The sequence below is a fragment of the Rahnella sp. BIGb0236 genome, assembly GCF_004364755.1.
GTDB classification, from domain to species: domain Bacteria; phylum Pseudomonadota; class Gammaproteobacteria; order Enterobacterales; family Enterobacteriaceae; genus Rahnella; species Rahnella victoriana.
Genome location: NZ_SOAO01000006.1, coordinates 308285 through 326622 on the forward strand (window position 1 = coordinate 308285; position 18338 = coordinate 326622).

At 50.6% G+C, this 18338-nt stretch carries 17 protein-coding genes, 1 tRNA gene and 1 pseudogene; 8 read left to right on the plus strand and 11 right to left on the minus strand.

Translation table 11 applies throughout. The features are described from left to right. Positions 1-36: 36 nt before the first annotated feature. Entirely contained in the window at positions 37-603 is a 567-nt protein-coding gene (efp, locus tag EDF78_RS14950) for an elongation factor P (protein ID WP_013573742.1), read from the minus strand. Positions 604-641: 38 nt separating this feature from the next. Here efp and epmB point away from each other — a divergent pair, with 38 nt between their 5' ends. Next, positions 642-1670, plus strand: coding sequence for an EF-P beta-lysylation protein EpmB (gene epmB / locus EDF78_RS14955; RefSeq protein ID WP_133823368.1), 1029 nt, complete (start codon positions 642-644; stop codon positions 1668-1670). 188 nt (positions 1671-1858) lie between these two features. Here epmB and EDF78_RS14960 read toward each other — a convergent pair whose 3' ends face one another. From EDF78_RS14960 to EDF78_RS14975, 4 genes are all read right to left on the minus strand, one after another. Further along, a complete protein-coding gene (locus EDF78_RS14960; protein WP_095923719.1) occupies positions 1859-2203 on the minus strand; it encodes a DUF4156 domain-containing protein in 345 nt (114 codons plus the stop codon). A gap of 299 nt (positions 2204-2502) precedes the next feature. After that, positions 2503-4149 carry a chaperonin GroEL gene (gene groL / locus EDF78_RS14965; RefSeq protein ID WP_119823448.1) on the minus strand — a complete coding sequence of 549 codons (1647 nt, stop codon included), beginning with the start codon at positions 4147-4149 and terminating at the stop codon, positions 2503-2505. A 53-nt stretch (positions 4150-4202) separates the two neighbouring features. Next, complete coding sequence (locus EDF78_RS14970) at positions 4203-4496, minus strand: co-chaperone GroES (protein ID WP_009636718.1); 294 nt, start codon at positions 4494-4496, stop codon at positions 4203-4205. Positions 4497-4712: 216 nt separating this feature from the next. Beyond that, entirely contained in the window at positions 4713-5204 is a 492-nt protein-coding gene (locus EDF78_RS14975) for an FxsA family protein (protein ID WP_014333639.1), read from the minus strand. 372 nt (positions 5205-5576) lie between these two features. Between EDF78_RS14975 and aspA the strand changes: the two genes are divergently transcribed. The 7 genes from aspA to EDF78_RS15010 all read left to right on the plus strand — a co-directional run bounded on the left by aspA (position 5577) and on the right by EDF78_RS15010 (position 14023). Beyond that, positions 5577-7013: an aspartate ammonia-lyase gene (gene aspA / locus EDF78_RS14980; protein ID WP_014333637.1), complete on the plus strand. Its 1437-nt coding sequence runs from the start codon at positions 5577-5579 to the stop codon at positions 7011-7013. 135 nt (positions 7014-7148) lie between these two features. Beyond that, positions 7149-8450: an anaerobic C4-dicarboxylate transporter gene (locus EDF78_RS14985; RefSeq protein WP_095923721.1), complete on the plus strand. Its 1302-nt coding sequence runs from the start codon at positions 7149-7151 to the stop codon at positions 8448-8450. Between the two features lie 171 nt (positions 8451-8621). After that, on the plus strand, positions 8622-10352 hold the full coding sequence (locus EDF78_RS14990; protein ID WP_133823369.1) for a protein-disulfide reductase DsbD: 1731 nt from the start codon (positions 8622-8624) through the stop codon (positions 10350-10352). 43 nt (positions 10353-10395) lie between these two features. Then, positions 10396-10971 carry a transcriptional regulator gene (locus EDF78_RS14995; protein ID WP_095923723.1) on the plus strand — a complete coding sequence of 192 codons (576 nt, stop codon included), beginning with the start codon at positions 10396-10398 and terminating at the stop codon, positions 10969-10971. A gap of 129 nt (positions 10972-11100) precedes the next feature. Next, positions 11101-11176, plus strand: a tRNA-Phe gene (locus tag EDF78_RS15000). Positions 11177-11553: 377 nt separating this feature from the next. After that, entirely contained in the window at positions 11554-12714 is a 1161-nt protein-coding gene (locus EDF78_RS15005) for a mandelate racemase/muconate lactonizing enzyme family protein (protein ID WP_133823370.1), read from the plus strand. Continuing rightward, complete coding sequence (locus EDF78_RS15010; protein WP_119823454.1) at positions 12707-14023, plus strand: MFS transporter; 1317 nt, start codon at positions 12707-12709, stop codon at positions 14021-14023. Before EDF78_RS15005 ends, EDF78_RS15010 begins: the two co-directional genes overlap by 8 nt. Positions 14024-14120: 97 nt before the next feature. Here the strand turns inward: EDF78_RS15010 and EDF78_RS15015 are convergent, their stop codons facing one another. The 6 genes and pseudogenes from EDF78_RS15015 to EDF78_RS25960 all read right to left on the minus strand — a co-directional run. Further along, a complete protein-coding gene (locus EDF78_RS15015; protein ID WP_133823371.1) occupies positions 14121-14789 on the minus strand; it encodes an ankyrin repeat domain-containing protein in 669 nt (222 codons plus the stop codon). A gap of 380 nt (positions 14790-15169) precedes the next feature. After that, positions 15170-15502, minus strand: coding sequence for a hypothetical protein (locus EDF78_RS15020; protein ID WP_133823372.1), 333 nt, complete (start codon positions 15500-15502; stop codon positions 15170-15172). Positions 15503-15818: 316 nt separating this feature from the next. Continuing rightward, complete coding sequence (locus EDF78_RS15025) at positions 15819-16112, minus strand: hypothetical protein (protein ID WP_133823373.1); 294 nt, start codon at positions 16110-16112, stop codon at positions 15819-15821. Between the two features lie 464 nt (positions 16113-16576). Further along, positions 16577-16828: pseudogene (locus EDF78_RS25800) on the minus strand (RHS repeat-associated core domain-containing protein); the annotation flags it as partial. Positions 16829-16867: 39 nt separating this feature from the next. Then, positions 16868-17500, minus strand: a complete 633-nt coding sequence (locus tag EDF78_RS15035; RefSeq protein WP_133823374.1) for a hypothetical protein — start codon at positions 17498-17500, stop codon at positions 16868-16870. Next, a partial coding sequence (locus EDF78_RS25960) for an RHS repeat-associated core domain-containing protein (RefSeq protein ID WP_133823375.1) occupies positions 17487-18338 on the minus strand: 852 nt, incomplete at its 5' end. The genes EDF78_RS15035 and EDF78_RS25960, both read right to left, overlap by 14 nt.

Genomic DNA, 18338 nt, shown 5'->3' on the forward strand with positions numbered 1-18338 from the left:
TGGCAGCTTTCATCCGACGTAATAAGTCCTGAGAACTTATTTAACGCGGGAAACGTATTCGCCAGAGCGGGTGTCACAACGGACGATTTCGCCGATCTGCACGAACAATGGCACTTTAACCACAGCGCCGGTGCTCAGGGTCGCTGGTTTGCCGCCGGTACCTGCGGTATCACCTTTCAGGCCCGGATCAGTATCGACAACTTCAGCTTCGATGAAGTTCGGTGGCTGAACCGCGATAGGACGGCCATCCCACAGAGTCACGATACATTCTGCGTTGTCCTGCAGCCATTTAGAGGCGTCAGAAACAGTTTTCTCTTCAACCTGATGCTGTTCAAACGTCTCAGGGTGCATGAAGTGGTAGAACTCACCGTCGTTGTACAGGTAGTTCATGTTGGTATCTACAACGTCAGCGCCTTCGCATGAGTCAGTAGATTTGAAGGTTTTTTCGACACGGGAACCGGTCAGCAGACGACGCATTTTAACGCGTGCGAAAGCCTGGCCTTTGCCTGGTTTTACAAATTCACTGGATTCGATAGCGTAAGGCTCGCCCTCGAACATGATTTTAAGACCCGGACGGAAATCGTTGCTAGAATAAGTCGCCATGATGGCCCTCTAATTTTAAACTGGTATTAGCCAAAAAAATGGCAAACATTGTAACCCTAAACACGCCATTTAGAGAAGATTGGTTGTATCAACTCGGCGATGTTATCACTGACCCGGATGAACTGCTTACTCTTCTGGCACTTAACGACAATGCAGAACTGCAAAGTGGGCGTGAAGCCCGTCGTTTGTTCCCGCTTCGCGTGCCCCGCGCCTTTGTGGCACGTATGCAGCCGGGCGATCCACAGGATCCTTTACTGCTTCAGGTATTGACCGCACGCGAGGAATTTATCGCCGCGCCGGGCTTTACCACTGACCCGCTTGATGAACAACGCAGCGTTGTTCCGGGTCTGTTGCACAAGTATAGCAATCGCGCCCTGTTACTGGTGAAAGGCGGATGCGCGGTAAATTGCCGCTACTGTTTCCGCCGTCATTTCCCGTATCAGGACAACCAGGGAAATAAGGCCAACTGGGTTCAGGCGCTGGATTATATCCGCACACGCCCCGAACTCGATGAAATTATTTTCTCCGGCGGCGATCCGCTGATGGCGAAAGATCACGAACTCGACTGGTTGATCAGCGAACTGGAAGGCATCGCGCACATTAAGCGGCTGCGTATCCATACCCGTTTGCCGGTCGTGATCCCTGCCCGCATCACCGATACCTTCTGCCAGCGCCTTGAAAAATCACGACTTCAGGTGCTGATGGTGACGCACATCAATCACGCCAATGAGATTGATGATGCGTTGCGTGCCGGCATGGTGAAGCTGAAACGCCACGGCGTGACACTACTCAATCAAAGCGTGCTGCTGCGTGGCGTCAATGATTCTGCTGATGTGCTTGCTGCGCTGAGTAACGCCCTGTTCGATGCCGGCATTTTGCCTTACTACATCCATGTGCTGGATAAAGTACAGGGCGCGGCGCATTTCATGGTGAATGACGACGAAGCGCGCGTCATCATGAAGGGGCTGATGAGTAAAGTGTCAGGCTATATGGTGCCGAAACTGACCCGCGAGATTGGCGGCGAGCCAAGCAAAACCATTTTGGATCTGCGGCTGAAGCAGTCTTAACAACCTAATCTCCCCCCAAATAATTCAAGTTGCAGGAAGGCGGCAAGTGAGGGAATCCCGATGAGCTTACTCAGGTAAGTGATTCGGGTGACTGAACGTAGCCAACGCGCCTGCAGCCTGAAGAATGAAGGGGGAATGCAAAAAGGGATGCCACTGGCATCCCTTTAGTATTTATAGCCTTCACGCGACTATGGGCACTTATAAACCTGACCGACCATTTTGCTGTCAACCGGTGCAAAGCTGGACAGGAAGTTCTGTGACGGGCTGTTGGCACCATAGATGGTGTTGCCGCCCATGGCTGCCGCTTTATTACGCAGGTCATTGGCTGCACCACGCATGGAGCTGCCGTCACCGCCGGTACCGGAGAACCAGTTGCTTTGGGCACCCGTTACTGCGCCAAGCAGCTGACATTCAGCGCCTGGTTTGTCGTCGGTGAATTTCACCTGCTGGCCCGCTGCATCCAGTTGATGAGTGGTACTGCACCCGGCAAGCAGCGCGATAGCTGACAGGCCCAGTAACATTTTAATCCGCATCACTTTCCCCATTTGTTTTTGTAATCACATAAAGCCTATCAGAAAACACCTGGCTCTCTTAGGCATCCGTTGCCACGCATACCCAAGTTTGCGCTATCGGTAAAAATCCGAAACCACGCAGAAATGAGTCTACACGCTAAAGGCCGACGACAATGAGAGTTATCTTACTGAACCTGATAAAAAAGGGTCAAATAAAAAAACCCGGTCTTTTCAGACCGGGTTTCTTCAGTACGTTGTGTCAGTAAGCAAAAATGCCCGCTGATTTGGCGTACCTGCGGATGAACGCAGGGGGATGATGATTACATCATGCCGCCCATACCGCCCATGCCACCCATACCGCCAGCGCCGCCCATATCGACTTTATCGTCTTTCGGCAGGTCGGTGATCATGCACTCAGTGGTGATCATCAGGCCAGCGACAGAAGACGCGTACTGCAGAGCAGAACGGGTCACTTTCGTTGGATCCAGGATACCCATTGCGATCATGTCGCCGTACTGTTCAGTGTAAGCGTTGTAACCGAAGCTGCCTTCGCCTGCTTTCACTTTGTTGGCGATAACAGAGGCTTCTTCACCTGCGTTCACAACGATCTGACGCAGTGGAGATTCCATTGCGCGCAGAGCAACGCGGATACCCACGTTCTGGTCGTCGTTGTCGCCGGTCAGGTTAGCCAGAGTGTGAGCAACGCGGATCAGCGCAACACCACCACCAGCAACCACGCCTTCTTCTACCGCAGCACGGGTTGCGTGCAGGGCATCTTCAACGCGGGCTTTCTTCTCTTTCATTTCAACTTCAGTCGCTGCGCCTACTTTCAGAACGGCTACGCCGCCTGCCAGTTTAGCCACACGCTCTTGCAGTTTTTCGCGGTCGTAATCAGACGTCGCTTCTTCGATCTGCTGACGAATCTGAGAAACACGGCCCTGGATTGTTGCTTCTTCGCCAACGCCATCGATGATGATGGTGGTGTCTTTGTTGATAACAACACGTTTCGCCTGACCCATATCTTCCAGAGTCGCTTTTTCCAGTTCCAGACCGATCTCTTCAGAGATAACGGTACCGCCGGTCAGAGTTGCGATGTCCTGCAGCATAGCTTTACGGCGGTCGCCGAAGCCTGGTGCTTTAACCGCAGCCACTTTCACGATGCCGCGCATGGTGTTCACGACCAGCGTCGCCAGAGCTTCGCCTTCCACGTCTTCAGCAATGATCAGCAGTGGTTTACCGGCTTTCGCAACGGCTTCCAGTACTGGCAGCATTTCACGGATGTTAGAAATTTTCTTGTCAGCCAGCAGGATGAACGGGCTTTCAAGTTCAACAGAACCGGTTTCTGGTTTGTTGATGAAGTACGGAGACAGGTAACCGCGGTCGAATTGCATACCTTCAACAACGTCCAGCTCGTCTTGCAGGCCGGTACCTTCTTCAACAGTGATGACGCCTTCTTTGCCGACTTTTTCCATCGCTTCAGCGATCAGTTTACCGACAGTTTCGTCGGAGTTAGCAGAGATGGTACCAACCTGTGCGATAGCTTTAGAGTCAGCGCAAGGTACGGATAATTTTTTCAGTTCTTCAACCGCATGAACGACAGCTTTGTCGATACCACGTTTCAGATCCATCGGGTTCATACCGGCGGCAACAGCTTTCAGGCCTTCAGTGATGATGGCTTGTGCCAGAACGGTTGCGGTAGTCGTACCGTCACCCGCTGCATCGTTCGCTTTGGACGCGACTTCTTTCACCATCTGTGCGCCCATGTTTTCGAACTTGTCTTCCAGTTCGATTTCACGTGCAACGGACACGCCGTCTTTAGTGATGGTTGGTGCGCCGAAAGATTTGTCCAAAACCACGTTGCGGCCTTTAGGGCCCAGGGTCACTTTTACTGCATCAGCAAGGATGTTTACGCCACGCAGCATTTTCACACGGGCGTCGTTACCGAATTTTACTTCTTTAGCTGCCATTGTTAATTTCCCTTAAATTCGTTCTGTTCAGAAAAAAGTGGATCGGGGGACGATCAGGCTTCTACGATTGCCAGAATGTCGCTCTCAGACATGATCAACACTTCTTCATTGTCGATCTTCTCAGCTTTCACGCCGTAACCGTCGTTGAAAATGACGATGTCGCCAACTTTCACGTCCAGCGCTTTCACTTCACCGTTTTCCAGAATGCGACCATGGCCGACAGCCAGGATTTCGCCACGGGTAGATTTACCAGCAGCTGAGCCAGTCAGAACGATGCCGCCAGCGGATTTAGATTCTACTTCTTTACGCTTGACGATAACGCGGTCATGCAATGGACGAATTTTCATTGATAACTCTCCTGTGAGCGGGTCCATATCTATTTTTAGGGTTGAATGCCTGACAAAGTCCTGCCCGGCCTCGTGGTTTGTTTAATGGGGGCGATACCCTGCCCTTCAAGGGGAAGAACAGAAAAAAATTTCGCTTTTTCTTTCGCACCTCAGGTCAGTAAAAAACCGCCTGAAATACTCTTCCCAACAATGTCTTAACAATCAAGGCCACAGAGATTAGCGATCGCGGTGCTCTGTGTCGTCATCTTTTTTTGGTGAAACCAGACGTTCCTGCGTTTCATCCGTCCGCTGGAACTCGCCATCGAAGGTATTCCCCGTTGGCGCGCTGCTTCCCCAGTTGCCACCGGAACGCACAATATTCAGATGCGGCATCAGTTTAAGCGTCAGTCGTTTCTGGATGGGCGGCAATAACAGCAGCAAGCCGAGGAAATCGGTAAAGAAACCCGGCACCAGCAGCAGGAAACCGGCAATCACCAGCGAAACACTTTTGACCATTTCAGCCGCCGGGCTTTCACCGACAGCCAGTTTTTGCTGCAACTGCATAAAGGTTTTCATGCCCTGATTTTTCACCAGAGAAACACCGACGCAGGAGGTGAATACCACCAGCAATAATGTGGTGGCAACACCGACAACCGCAGCCACCTTGATAAATAAGGTGATTTCAATGTAAGCCAGCAGGAATAACAGTAGTAACGGTAACCAGCGCACCGCATTCTCCTTGTAATGTGGCTCCGAACGCTCTTTCGCAGAGGCATTCCAAACCCTGAATAAGTGCCTGCTCGGGATCTTTGCATTCAAAGAAATGCAGGCTGACTACACTGAGATGGTGCTTCATCATCAGGATTTCAAGCGTCAGACCTGATTTAATTGAGCGGGTAAATGATTTGTGAGAATTCTCACAGATACTAAAAACTTGCACAGTAATAGGGCAGGATAGTGATCTTAGTACGTGCAATTCGTCTGAAGCAGCATATGATCGCCTTCGTTGCGAAAACAACGGTTGATCGTTTTAAATTCACCACAGTAAGTAACATAATTTTAAACATCGCATAACGTTTTAGTACCGAAGAGAAGGTTCTCATGTCAAACACCATTCGTATCGAGGAAGACCTGCTGGGCACGCGCGAAGTACCAGCAGAAGCTTATTACGGCATTCACACCCTGCGGGCGATTGAAAACTTCTATATCAGCAACACCAAGATCAGCGATGTCCCTGAGTTTGTACGTGGCATGGTGATGGTAAAAAAAGCGGCGGCGCTGGCCAACAAAGAGCTGCGCACCATCCCACGTCATATTGCGGATATCATTATTCAGGCGTGCGACGAAGTGCTTGATAAAGGCAAATGCATGGACCAGTTCCCTATCGACGTCTATCAGGGCGGCGCGGGAACCTCGGTAAATATGAACACGAATGAAGTGCTGGCGAACATCGGTCTGGAACTGATGGGACACCAGAAAGGCGATTACCAGTTCCTCAATCCAAACGATCATCTCAACAAATGTCAGTCCACCAATGACGCCTACCCGACCGGTTTTCGTATCGCGGTGTATGCCTCGTTGCTGAAACTGGTCGATGCCATTTCCCAGCTGGGTGACGGCTTTGAGCGTAAAGCAAAAGAATTCGAAAACATCATCAAAATGGGCCGCACCCAGTTACAGGACGCCGTTCCGATGACCCTCGGTCAGGAATTCCACGCGTTTAACGTGCTGCTCAAAGAAGAGACCCGCAACCTGATGCGCACCGGCGAATTACTGCTGGAAGTGAACCTCGGTGCGACGGCTATCGGCACCCGTCTGAATACGCCGGAAGGTTATCAGCAGCTGGCGGTAGAGAAACTGGCAGAAGTCAGCAATCTGGCCTGCGTACCGGCGGAAGATCTGATCGAAGCGACGTCCGACTGCGGCGCTTACGTGATGGTGCACAGCTCGCTGAAGCGTCTGGCGGTGAAGCTTTCGAAAATCTGTAACGACCTGCGCCTGCTGTCTTCCGGTCCGCGTGCCGGTCTGAATGAAATCAATCTGCCGGAATTGCAGGCAGGTTCTTCCATCATGCCCGCCAAGGTGAACCCGGTTATTCCTGAAGTGGTGAACCAGGTGTGCTTCAAAGTCATCGGTAACGACGTGTGCGTCACCATGGCAGCGGAAGCGGGCCAGTTACAGCTGAACGTGATGGAGCCGGTGATTGGTCAGGCGATGTTTGAGTCAGTGCATATCCTGACGAACGCCTGCTACAATCTGCTGGAAAAATGCATCAACGGCATTACCGCCAACAAAGAAGTGTGTGAGTTCTACGTCTTCAACTCGATCGGGATCGTCACTTATCTGAACCCGTTCATCGGCCACCACAACGGCGATATCGTCGGCAAGATTTGTGCGGAAACCGGGAAGAGCGTCCGGGAAGTCGTGCTTGAGCGCGGCCTGCTGACCGAAGCCGAGCTGGATGACATTTTCTCTATCGAAAACCTGAAACATCCGGCCTACAAGGCCAAACGCTATACCGATGAAAATGAACAGTAACAGACTTTACGGATGACCTTTTAAAGGCTCGTTGTTCTGCGGAACAGCGGGCCTTTTTACTTTTCATGACACAACAATTACATAACAATTAATTATCAATTCCTTAAGGAGTGCTGGGAATATGGACGGACAACCATGTTAATTATCGAATTTATTATTGTACTGGCGGCGATTTTCCTCGGTGCGCGCCTTGGCGGCATCGGCATTGGTTTCGCGGGCGGACTAGGCGTGCTGGTGCTGGCGCTGATTGGCGTTAAACCGGGGACCATTCCGTTTGACGTCATTTCCATCATCATGGCAGTGATCGCGGCGATCTCAACCATGCAGGTAGCGGGCGGGATGGATTATCTGGTGCAGCAAACCGAAAAACTGCTGCGTCGCAATCCGAAACACATCACGATCCTCGCGCCGATCGTCACCTACTTTCTGACGATTATGGCAGGCACCGGCAATATCTCGCTTTCCGCCTTACCGGTCATTGCTGAAGTGGCTAAAGAACAGGGTATTAAGCCTTGTCGCCCGCTCTCAACCGCCGTGGTAGCCGCGCAGATAGCGATCACCGCCTCGCCGATTTCCGCCGCCGTGGTGTATATGGCCTCCACCATGGAAGGTCATGGCGTGAGTTATCTTCATCTGCTGATGGTGATGATCCCCGCCACGCTGGTCGCCGTGATCCTGATGTCACTGATGGTCAGCTGGTGTTTTGACTCGAAACTGTCCAATGACCCGGTGTATCTCAAGCGTTATGAAGAAGGGCTGATTCAGCTGCGGGGCGATAAAGTGCCGGAGATCAAACGCGGCGCCAAACTCTCGGTGTTACTGTTCCTGCTCGGTGTCCTGACGGTGGTCGCGTATGCGGTCATCAACAGCCCGAGTCTGGGCTGGGTCGCGCAGCCGGTGATGACCACCAACAGCGCCATCCTGATTATCATGCTCAGCGTGGCGACGTTAATCACCCTGCTTTGCAGCATTGATACCGACGCGATTCTGACGTCCAGCACCTTTAAATCCGGCATGAGCGCCTGTATTTGTATCCTCGGCGTGGCGTGGCTGGGCGACACCTTTGTGCAGGCCAATCTCGGCTGGATTAAAGAGACCGCGGGTGGCCTGATCCAGGCGCATCCGTGGTTGCTGGCGGTGATTTTCTTCTTCAGCTCTGCCCTGTTGTATTCGCAGGCGGCTACCACCAAAGCCCTGCTGCCAATGGCGCTGGCGCTGAGTGTGTCGCCGCTGACCGCCGTGGGTTCCTTTGCGGCCGTTTCTGGCTTATTCATTCTGCCGACTTACCCGACGTTGGTGGCTGCCGTGCAGATGGATGACACCGGCACGACCCGCATCGGCCGCTTCGTCTTTAACCATCCGTTCTTTATTCCCGGCACCATCGGCGTGTTCCTGTCGGTACTTTTCGGATTCGGTTTCGGCAGTATTATTCTCTGACAGTTTTCCGGGGGCTGCGGCCCCCGTTAAGCACAGCGGGGCTTTCTGCTCAGCGACTGCTCAGGGTATACTCACCTTTCATTAACGCGTTATGGCATGATGCCGCGCGCATCTTCTGTCGGTTCACTCAGTGGCTGTTTATCTGCCGCGACAAAGAGAATTTTACTCCGCATGGATCACCGCATTTTTCGACTCTTCTTTCTGCTTTGCAGCCTGTGTCTTTTGCCGCTTCAGGCAAACGCGTCTTTATTTGGCAAACCCACCGCTCCGCAGTTTGTGCCGGTAGATCAGGCATTCAGCTTTGACTTTCAGCAGCAAGGTCACGACCTCAAACTGAACTGGCAGATCCGCGAAGGTTATTACTTATATCGCAGCAAAATTGAGCTTGAACCGAAAAATGCCCAACTCGCCGCATTCCTGCTGCCGAAAGGCCGTGATCACCATGATGAGTTTTTTGGTGACAGCGAAGTGTATGAAAATGCCCTGAACCTGACGATCCCGCTGCGACAAGCCAGTGCCGATGCGACCGTGCGTGTGACCTATCAGGGATGCGCCGCCGCAGGATTCTGCTATCCGCCGGAAACCCGCGAGGTGCCGCTGAATCCTGTCGCGGAACCCGCACGCGCCAGCGCGCCGGCAACGGAACCCGCAGCGGTGATCGCGACGCCGGAAAAACAATCCACGCCACTGCCCTTCTATCCGCTCTGGGCCTTGCTGATCGGCATGGGTATTGCCTTTACGCCTTGTGTGCTGCCGATGTATCCGCTGATTTCCGGCATCATTCTCGGGCGTCAGCGCCCTCACAGCATGAAGCGAATTTTCCTGCTGGCGCTGGTCTACGTTCAGGGGATGGCGCTGACCTACACGCTGCTCGGCATGGTCGTCGCGGCAGCAGGCTTGCAGTTCCAGGCGGCGCTGCAAAGCCCGTGGGTGCTGATTGTGCTTTCGGTCATGTTTATTGTGCTGGCGCTGTCGATGTTTGGCACCTTCAGCCTGCAACTTCCTTCGTCCGTACAAACCCGTCTGGCGCTATGGAGTAACGAACAAAAAGGCGGTTCGCTGCCCGGCGTCTTTATTATGGGCGCGCTGGCGGGGCTGATTTGCTCGCCCTGCACCACCGCGCCGCTCAGCGCCATCCTGCTGTATATCGCTCAGAGCGGGGATTTGCTGGCGGGTGCTGGCACGCTGTATCTGTATGCGCTGGGAATGGGCATTCCGCTGATTATCGTTACCATGTTCGGCAATAAATTACTGCCGCGCAGCGGGCCGTGGATGCAGTACGTTAAAGAAGGGTTTGGCTTTGTCATTCTGGCGCTGCCGGTTTTTCTGCTCGAACGTGTGATTGGCGATGTCTGGGGTCTGCGCTTGTGGAGCCTGCTCGGCGTGGCGTTCTTCGGCTGGGCATTGTTACTCAGCCTGAAAAGCCAGCGTGGCCTGATACGCGCGCTGCAAATTGCGTTTCTCGCCGCGGCGATGATTGTCAGCCGTCCGTTGCAGGACTGGGCGTTTGCGCCAGCCGGTAACACGACGACGCAGACGCATGCGCTGAATTTCCAGAAAATCCATAATGTCGCAGAACTGAATACCGCGCTTCAGGCCGCACAGGGTAAGCGCGTGATGCTGGATTTGTACGCTGACTGGTGCGTGGCGTGTAAAGAGTTCGAAAAATATACCTTCTCAGCACCAGAAGTGCAGAATGAACTGGCTGATACCCTGTTGCTACAGGCGGATGTCACCCAAAATTCCCCTGAACAAAAAGCGTTATTAGAACGCCTGAACGTGCTTGGCCTGCCGACGATTTTGTTCTTCGGGCCAGATGGCCATGAGTTGCCACACTCCCGGGTGACGGGTTTTATGGATGCAGAGCAATTCAGCGCGCATTTGCAGAAAGCCCGCCCGTAAACGACACTACATTTTGAAGTACGCCAATAGTGAGGAGGCAAACGTGCTACGTGAACAAGTTCTCGATAAAACGCTTAATTTCCTGGAACAACGTGGCCTTGCAACATTGTCACTAGAAACTGTCGCCGGACTGGTCGACGTTCCGCTCAACGAATTGCGCCGTTTCTGGCCGGATGCCGAAGCCCTGCTGTATGACAGCCTGCGTTATCACGGCGAACAAATTGAAATCTGGCGTCGTCAGCTGATGCTTGATGAGACTCTTTCCGCGCCGCAGAAACTGCTGGCACGCTATAAGGTGCTGGATGAGCAGGTGCGCCAGCAACGCTATCCGGGATGTCTGTTTATCGCAGCCTGTACGTTTTTCCCTGACAGCGATGCGCCCATCCACCAGCTCGCGGAACAACAGAAACTGGCGTCGTACGACTACACACTTTCTTTGTTGCAGGAAATGGGCTCGGATGACCCGGAAATGGTCGCTCAGCAGATGGAACTGATCCTCGAAGGCTGCCTGAGTAAATTGCTGGTTAAGCGCCAGCTGAACGATGTGGAAGTCGCACGTCGTCTGGCAGAAGATGTCCTGAATGTGGCACGCTGCCGTGAACATGGCGCACTTTCCTGACATCCGGCGTCTTCCAACCAGAGAATTCAGCATTTTTGAATGAAAAGACAGCAAACGAACGCGTTTTATCTGTTTTAGATGACAAAGCCGTTGACGGCACAGGCCCAATACGGTTTAATGCGCCCCGTTGCCCGGATAGCTCAGTCGGTAGAGCAAGGGATTGAAAATCCCTGTGTCCTTGGTTCGATTCCGAGTCCGGGCACCATATTTAAAGAAACCAGCTTAACGGCTGGTTTTTTGCTTTCTGCGCTACGGACTCTCCATCGAACGTCGTTCGATGACTCGCCTTAACAGGCTCGCCCTGCGGGCCAACGGCATAGCCGTTGTTCAAACGCCTGCGGCGTTAGTCCGGGTACCCTATTTAAAGAAACCAGCTTAACGGCTGTTTTTTTTGTTTTCTGAATCCTGCATACCCCACTTTCGTGACTCACTTCTCACCTCTTCATTCATTTGCACAAAATTCCCGTTTAATCCTGATTAAAAGTTAGGCTGACGTCCGTTAACGGCCTTATTCCCTGCGTTTTAGACTGATTCCTTAGGCTGATAAGTTTCTCAGAAGCCCTACAAAAACAGGAACGTCTCATGAAAATAACCAGGATTGAGGTATTGCGCGTTGCCATCCCTTTCAGCAGCGGCAGGGAAAAAACACTAGAGACACAAACGGATGCCTATAACGCGGCGTCTCCCGAACTCACCAGAATGGAAACATTGCTGGTAAAAATCAGTACCGACACAGGCTTACACGGCTGGGGTGAAGGATTCGGGCACCTTTGTAACCCGATGACAGAAACCGCGTTAAACGGGCTGGTGGGACGGTTTTTCCTCGGCCAGCATTGTCCGCAAAGTCCGCAGGAAATCGCCGCGCTGATGCAGCAGGCCGAGATTAACTTTCACGCCTTCGGCCGCACCGGCCCTGTAATGTTTGCCCTTTCTGCTATCGACATCGCGCTATGGGATTTGCTGGCCAAAGCGCGGAACCAGCCGCTTTGGCAATTGCTGGGGGCGAAGCGCCAGAAAATCGGGGTTTACGCCAGTCTGGTCAGTTATGGCAACCATCCGCAACGGGTGGCGGCGAAAGTGCTGAGCACTTATCAGGCCGGATTCCGCGCCATCAAATTGCATGAAACTGACTATTCCGCCATCGCCGCCGCCAGAGAGATATTGCCCGCCGATGCCGAACTGATGGTGGATGTGAATTGCCCGTGGAGCGTGGAAGAAGCGGCTGAACAGGCTCAGGCCTTACGTTCACTCAATCTGGGCTGGCTGGAAGAACCAATCTGGCCGCCGGATGATTTAGCCGGTCTGGCTGACGTCCGCAAACAAGGGACACGGATCGCCGCCGGAGAGAATGCCGCAGGCGTTCAGGGCTTCGTTGAGCATTTCGAACACGGCGCGATTGATATCGCCCAGCCCAGTGTCAGTAAAGTGGGGGGCATTACCGCCATGCTGAACGTGTTTGCGCTGGCGAAGCAATATCATATCCGCGTGGTTCCTCACTGTTTCTATTACGGCGCAGGGCTGATGGCGACCGCACAGCTGGTGGCGACTCTCGACGACAGCGTGAGTCTGGAAGTGCCTTACATTCAGTGGCAGGAAAACCTTTATCCGCAGCTGAATTTCGCGCCACACATGCTGTTGCCCGAGATGCCGGGGATCGGCTTTGAGCCAGCGCCGTCAGTCATTCAAAAATACCTGGTCAGCCAGCATTCCCTTTCCCTGACCGCGGAGGCCGTCCATGCGTAAATCCAATTATCGTGTCGTGATCGCCCTGCTGCTGTTCTTTGCCGGTATGCTCAACTATCTCGATCGCGCGGCGTTATCAGTGATGGCACCGCTGATTAAGGGCGATCTGCATATCAATGATGCGCAGATGGGGATCCTGTTCAGCGCCTTCTTTATCGGCTACTGCCTGTTTTGTTTTATCGGCGGCTGGAGTGCAGATAAATTCGGCCCGCGCAAAGTCTTCGGCGTCGCAGCCGCTTTCTGGTCAGTCTTCTGCGGCGCAACTGCGCTGGTGACCGGTTTCGCACATCTGCTGGTGGTGCGGGTTATGTTCGGTATCGGTGAAGGCCCGATGGGGACCACGACCAACAAGTCGATTTCTAACTGGTTCCCGCGTAAAGAGGTCGGGCGCGCCGTCGGTTTTACCAATGCCGGGCAACCGCTGGGCGCCGCCATTGCCGCGCCGATTGTCGGGCTGGTCGGGCTGCACTTTGGCTGGCGTATCGCCTTCGTGGTGATCGCCGCGCTGGGCTTTGTCTGGCTGGCGGCGTGGATGACGCTGTTCCGCGATAAACCTGAACAGCACCCGCGCGTCTCTGAGGAGGAGAAACAGCTGATTGCCAGCGATCGCCCGGCTACGCCGGTGAAAACTGGGCTGAAAGAGAAAGACGCGCACAGCCTGTGGTACTACGTATTTTCTAAACCTGTGCTGGGCGTGGCCGCTGCCTTTTTCTGCTTCAACTACATTCAGTATTTCTTCCTGTCATGGCTGCCAAGCTATCTCACTGACTTCCAGCATCTCGACATTAAAAGCATGAGCATTATCGGTATTCTGCCCTGGCTGGGCGCCACCGCTGGCTTTATTGGCGGCGGGATTGTCGCGGATATGCTGTACCGCCGTACCGGCAATTTTCTGTTCTCACGTAAAGCCGTGATTTTCGCCGGTCTGATTATTGCTGCCGGTTGCGTGCTGATGACGGCCTACACCCGCAATACCGCAGGTGCCGTCTCGCTGATCACCGTCGCCAGTATTTTTGCTTACATGACACCGCAGGCATGCTGGTCACTGTTGCAGGATATCGTTCCGGCACACCGTATCGGAACGGCTGGCGGCTTCGTGCATTTACTGGCGAATCTCGCCGGGATCTTATCCCCGAGCATTACCGGCTTTTTAATCCAGTACGGCGGCGGTTATCAGTCAGCCTTCATCCTGTCGAGCGGCCTCGCCATCATTGGCGTGATTGCGATGGCTATCCTCGTGCGCCAGAACAAAGTGAATGAATTGTTTGGCAAAAAAACGCAGCCTGAGGACGTTGTCACCGGCCACTGATCTGACGCTTTATCCTGTAAGCCCCTGTTCAACCTGTATTTGTGCTGATACATTGCAGGTTGAACATTGAGCAGATACTAACTCGAACAACATATTATTATTTACATTCAGCTACCGCCATTGGCTCTATTTCCTTTGAGAGAGAAGCACTGCATCCATCAATGAATGGTATTATTCCCACCCGCCCATAAATTATTGCGGCCTCACATGCGCTCCTTTCTTTTTTTCCTGTAACTGGAGACATATCAGCTATTGCTCCGTTCTCAATTAACATCTTTGCAAAATCAACATTATTCTTCCAAATTGCAATCAATAACGCTGTGTTATTTGGACGGGAATCATTAAATGTATTCACATCAGCCCCAAGTGAAATCATATGCTTCGCTATTTTTTGATGTCGTTTAGAACCATAATATGCTGCAATCATTAGTGGCGTTTCATTATCATCCTTTGTAACGCCATTTACATCTGTTTTTGCAACGTCGATAAGAAAATAAACCGCTTCAGTGTTGGGTCTGCTCATCGCCAAGCTTAAAGCCTCACTTCTATCGGGAACAGTAACGTCATTACACTGTTTGACGTTGTCAGATATACAGGTTTTATCTTTGAGGCATTTTTCGCAAAAATACCATCTGGTCTTTAACCCTTCTATTTCATATGGGAAACTGGCTACACTGCTTATTTTAAAATCTCTTTTTATTTCATAATTATCACAACCCACCATCAGAAAAAAAATCGCTGTAAATATAAATACGGCTATTTTCATAAATACCACCACCTATTAAAAGTATTGCTATCGTTTTCAATAACCACAGCGTTAAATTTATTTTAGTCTCATTTTACTCATATAAATTTGGGGGTGTTATGCATGCTTGGTACATTTCACACTCGCCTATGGTGCTTTAACTTGCTGATTGGGAAATATGTGCCAACTCGCCAGTCCTAACGGATCCGTTTGCTGGGACGGGTTAGTGGTATAAGCATAACCATTCCCCCCAACACCCCAATCGGGTCCAGTATGATATGGCATCCTGGGGTAGGGCCGTAATACCGCTTGGTTGACATGAACTTAATTCAGATCATCTGTTAAAATTAATTTTCGGGAAATAATTACCTCTTTATTTGGTTTGTTAAGATACAATCATTTCAATTGAGTGATGTGTAATTGTATGCTTTCAGTTTGATCTCCCCCCCAACTATTTCAAATAGAAAATTTTCCTCAACATTGCGTTTCGTGTACTCAGAGTTATACACCACTAAAATTTCGTTTCTCTCTATCATATGATATATTTTTTTCCTGGTTTTAATTGTTGCTTTAACAAAGTCACCTAGATCGCGTTTTTGTGCTTCTGTTAAGAAGGAAACAAAGCCACTCTCTGAACCTGAGTTTTTAAGAGTATCGGAAGCTTGAATGTATATTTTTGCATACTCTTTACTTTCATACATCTCGTGAAATTCGATTACCTTTTTTTCTGCCATTTGCTCATTAATAGGAGAACAACCGCTTAACATCAAAATGAAAGTAAAAAAACATAAACACCGCATTGATATATCCTTTAATTAATAAAACATATTTGTCCAGTACCACAAGTTAGGGTACCAGCGCCCCCCCCCTCCAAAACCATATCCTCCAGATGTCATAACTGTCTCCGGATTATCTATATCTTTCTGTATTATGAGGGTGAAATCGCCAATAGCCCCACCCGTTACACAAGAACCAAAACATTTACTTATTGCTGTTGGCGGTTGCGTTTCAGTCGTCGTGTCAGTGCTTGATCACTCCCCAACTTATCGGTTATTTATTATGTTGCGTTGGGAAAACACACCCTGTTCCTTCCGCCCAAATACTGATGCCAATAGTTAACAAAACTAGTAACGCACCTCCGTACATACATCCTAGTATCAAGATGGAAAATGCTTTTTCTTCGAATTTGAAAACGCGTGCATACATTTCAAACATTCCTGTGAATGTATTAAAATCTATTCCCTTTTTTTTGCAGAAACGCATTTCAGCTAATACGGCGATTGCCGCCAGCGAAAATATTATTAAGAACACTACAATTCTTCCAACTCTAATTTGCTCGCACATATTTCTCTCAACTAAAATAATGGAGTAGACACACTCGGATTGTATGGCATTTTAAGTTCAGGACCTGCCCCGGGGCCTGCCCCAATGTATACCTCTGGCCATGCTGATGTTTGCGTTACCTCGAAACTTATGATTCCAAGTCCAATAGAAAAGCCTGCCGCAGCCTTTAAATCTTTAGCATCAGGATCTCTAAATTTCAGCCCACACGTTGCACTTATACGTGCGCCAGCAGCCGCAACGGGAACACTTACCCATCCGCTAGCACCAGTGTTTTCATTAACTGCAACAGTTCCAGATATACCCGTCCCTAGTGCTGCGGTAGTAGAGGCTCGACATTCTCTTGACATTGGATTTGGTGGTGGAAAAGGTGCCATCGCTTTGGTCAGTTCTTCTGGAGAGGCACCATTTTCAGCCATCGACAATCCAAGCGAAGCTCTTTCATTAAACCCCGCCCCCATATTGATTTGTGTTAACCCTAAGGGATCAGTTTTTATGTTTGGATTCAACGGATAAGCATACAAATTCCATCCCCCCAACAACCCAATCGGATCCTGCGTGATATACCTGCCCAGCGTCGGGTCGTAATAGCGGTGGCGGTTGTAGTGCAGCCCTGACTCCTCATCATAATGCTGGCCCTGCATGCGGATGGGCTGGTACATGCGCAGCGGGTTGCTGCCGTCCACCTGATTGCCCCACGGGTCAAACTCTGCCCGCCAGTCGATGCACCACCTGCGGCGCAGTTTCGGGCATCGGTGTCAGCGGTCACGCACACCTGAGGCATCTGACATACTATCCTGCCTAACATCAACCGGGTAATCTATACTTTTCAATATTAGATCTCCGCTATTTATTGTATAACAGTTAAAGTAAATAATTTCACTTCGCTCTGAGGCATACATGGAAATGCAAGAAATATTATATTCTAGTTTTTTCATATTTATGCCAGTAACTATGAAGCTTATGGCATGAATATCTAAGCATCTCAACTCTCCGTCATTAACCCGTCTCTTTTCAATCTCTTCTAAGAGATAATTAACAGACTCATCATCCTTATCACTTATGAGGGTTAGTATCTGATTATAATTACCCTTATTATACTCACTTCTATAGATATTGATTATTTTTTTTACTTTGCTCTTATCGATATAAAAATCCACCACACTGTAAATAACTGAGAAAAAAATGCTTGCTGTAATTAATTTTAAAGCCTTAAGCGTATAGTCGCTATTATAATGAAATGAACTATCATTAAAGCATTCCATGGCTACAGCCATTGTTATTATAGCCAGAAATACTGGCGCGGCAGATGTCAGTATATATAATGCAACGGATACTTCTCTATTGACATTATTACGTCGTTTTAAAAAAGAAACTTTAATCATTTTCATTATCCTTATCCTTGTCGTTATCCATGTACCCCCCGATATTATCACTGGTACCTTCAGATGTTACTCCCGTAGCGAAATCACCCACAATATTTGACAAAAAAGGTACTTTCCCCAGAAGACCACTTACTACCGTTCCAGCCCCAGCCCCTACAGCTCCGCTATTACTTCCACTATTTAAATAAGCAATCCCTGAAGCGATTAATGTGTTGACACTAAGTAAGCGGCCTGGATACAAAGCCCCTGTCAATGCAGCTGCAGCCGCATCAGAAGGTTTCACTTCTCCGTGTTCAACCCATTGGTATGTCGCATTTGCAGAACAGAAAATGATGCTACTCTTTATAACTTTGGCAATAGATGCTGCTGGCCCATATATTGCTGTCAGAGCAACAATTGGCGTATTAATTGCCCATGCTTTTACATAGTCAGAACCTGGATTCCACGCACCTTCAGTGGATGCCATATTGCTTAGTGTTTTTGCAGATTCGTCAGTTGATAAACGGGTCCCAGCAGACTCAGCTGCTACGCCATAGTCAACTCCACCTATAGTCCCCATCGAAAAAAAATAACTCCAGTCTTCACTCAAACCTAAAGGATCGCTTTGCTGGGTCGGATTTGAGGTGTAACCATACAAATTCCATCCCCCCAACAACCCAATCGGATCCTGCGTGATATACCTGCCCAGCGTCGGGTCGTAATACCGGTGGCGGTTGTAGTGCAGCCCCGACTCCTCATCATAATGCTGACCCTGCATGCGGATGGGCTGGTACATGCGCAGCGGGTTGCTGCCGTCCACCTGATTGCCCCACGGGTCGAACTCTGCCCGCCAGTCGACGTGGCC

What these genes read in the sequence shown, in the direction of transcription:
- EDF78_RS15020 (WP_133823372.1), bottom strand. Translation starts at nt 15,502, where the DNA reads ATGGCAGAAAAAAAGGTAATCGAATTTCACGAGATGTATGAAAGTAAA.
- EDF78_RS15025 (WP_133823373.1), bottom strand. Translation starts at nt 16,112, where the DNA reads ATGTGCGAGCAAATTAGAGTTGGAAGAATTGTAGTGTTCTTAATAATA.
- EDF78_RS14990 (WP_133823369.1), top strand. Translation starts at nt 8,622, where the DNA reads ATGGATCACCGCATTTTTCGACTCTTCTTTCTGCTTTGCAGCCTGTGT.
- EDF78_RS14970 (WP_009636718.1), bottom strand. Translation starts at nt 4,496, where the DNA reads ATGAAAATTCGTCCATTGCATGACCGCGTTATCGTCAAGCGTAAAGAA.
- groL (WP_119823448.1), bottom strand. Translation starts at nt 4,149, where the DNA reads ATGGCAGCTAAAGAAGTAAAATTCGGTAACGACGCCCGTGTGAAAATG.
- EDF78_RS14985 (WP_095923721.1), top strand. Translation starts at nt 7,149, where the DNA reads ATGTTAATTATCGAATTTATTATTGTACTGGCGGCGATTTTCCTCGGT.
- epmB (WP_133823368.1), top strand. Translation starts at nt 642, where the DNA reads ATGGCAAACATTGTAACCCTAAACACGCCATTTAGAGAAGATTGGTTG.
- EDF78_RS15010 (WP_119823454.1), top strand. Translation starts at nt 12,707, where the DNA reads ATGCGTAAATCCAATTATCGTGTCGTGATCGCCCTGCTGCTGTTCTTT.
- efp (WP_013573742.1), bottom strand. Translation starts at nt 603, where the DNA reads ATGGCGACTTATTCTAGCAACGATTTCCGTCCGGGTCTTAAAATCATG.
- EDF78_RS15035 (WP_133823374.1), bottom strand. Translation starts at nt 17,500, where the DNA reads ATGAAAATGATTAAAGTTTCTTTTTTAAAACGACGTAATAATGTCAAT.
- EDF78_RS14960 (WP_095923719.1), bottom strand. Translation starts at nt 2,203, where the DNA reads ATGCGGATTAAAATGTTACTGGGCCTGTCAGCTATCGCGCTGCTTGCC.
- EDF78_RS15015 (WP_133823371.1), bottom strand. Translation starts at nt 14,789, where the DNA reads ATGAAAATAGCCGTATTTATATTTACAGCGATTTTTTTTCTGATGGTG.
- EDF78_RS15005 (WP_133823370.1), top strand. Translation starts at nt 11,554, where the DNA reads ATGAAAATAACCAGGATTGAGGTATTGCGCGTTGCCATCCCTTTCAGC.
- aspA (WP_014333637.1), top strand. Translation starts at nt 5,577, where the DNA reads ATGTCAAACACCATTCGTATCGAGGAAGACCTGCTGGGCACGCGCGAA.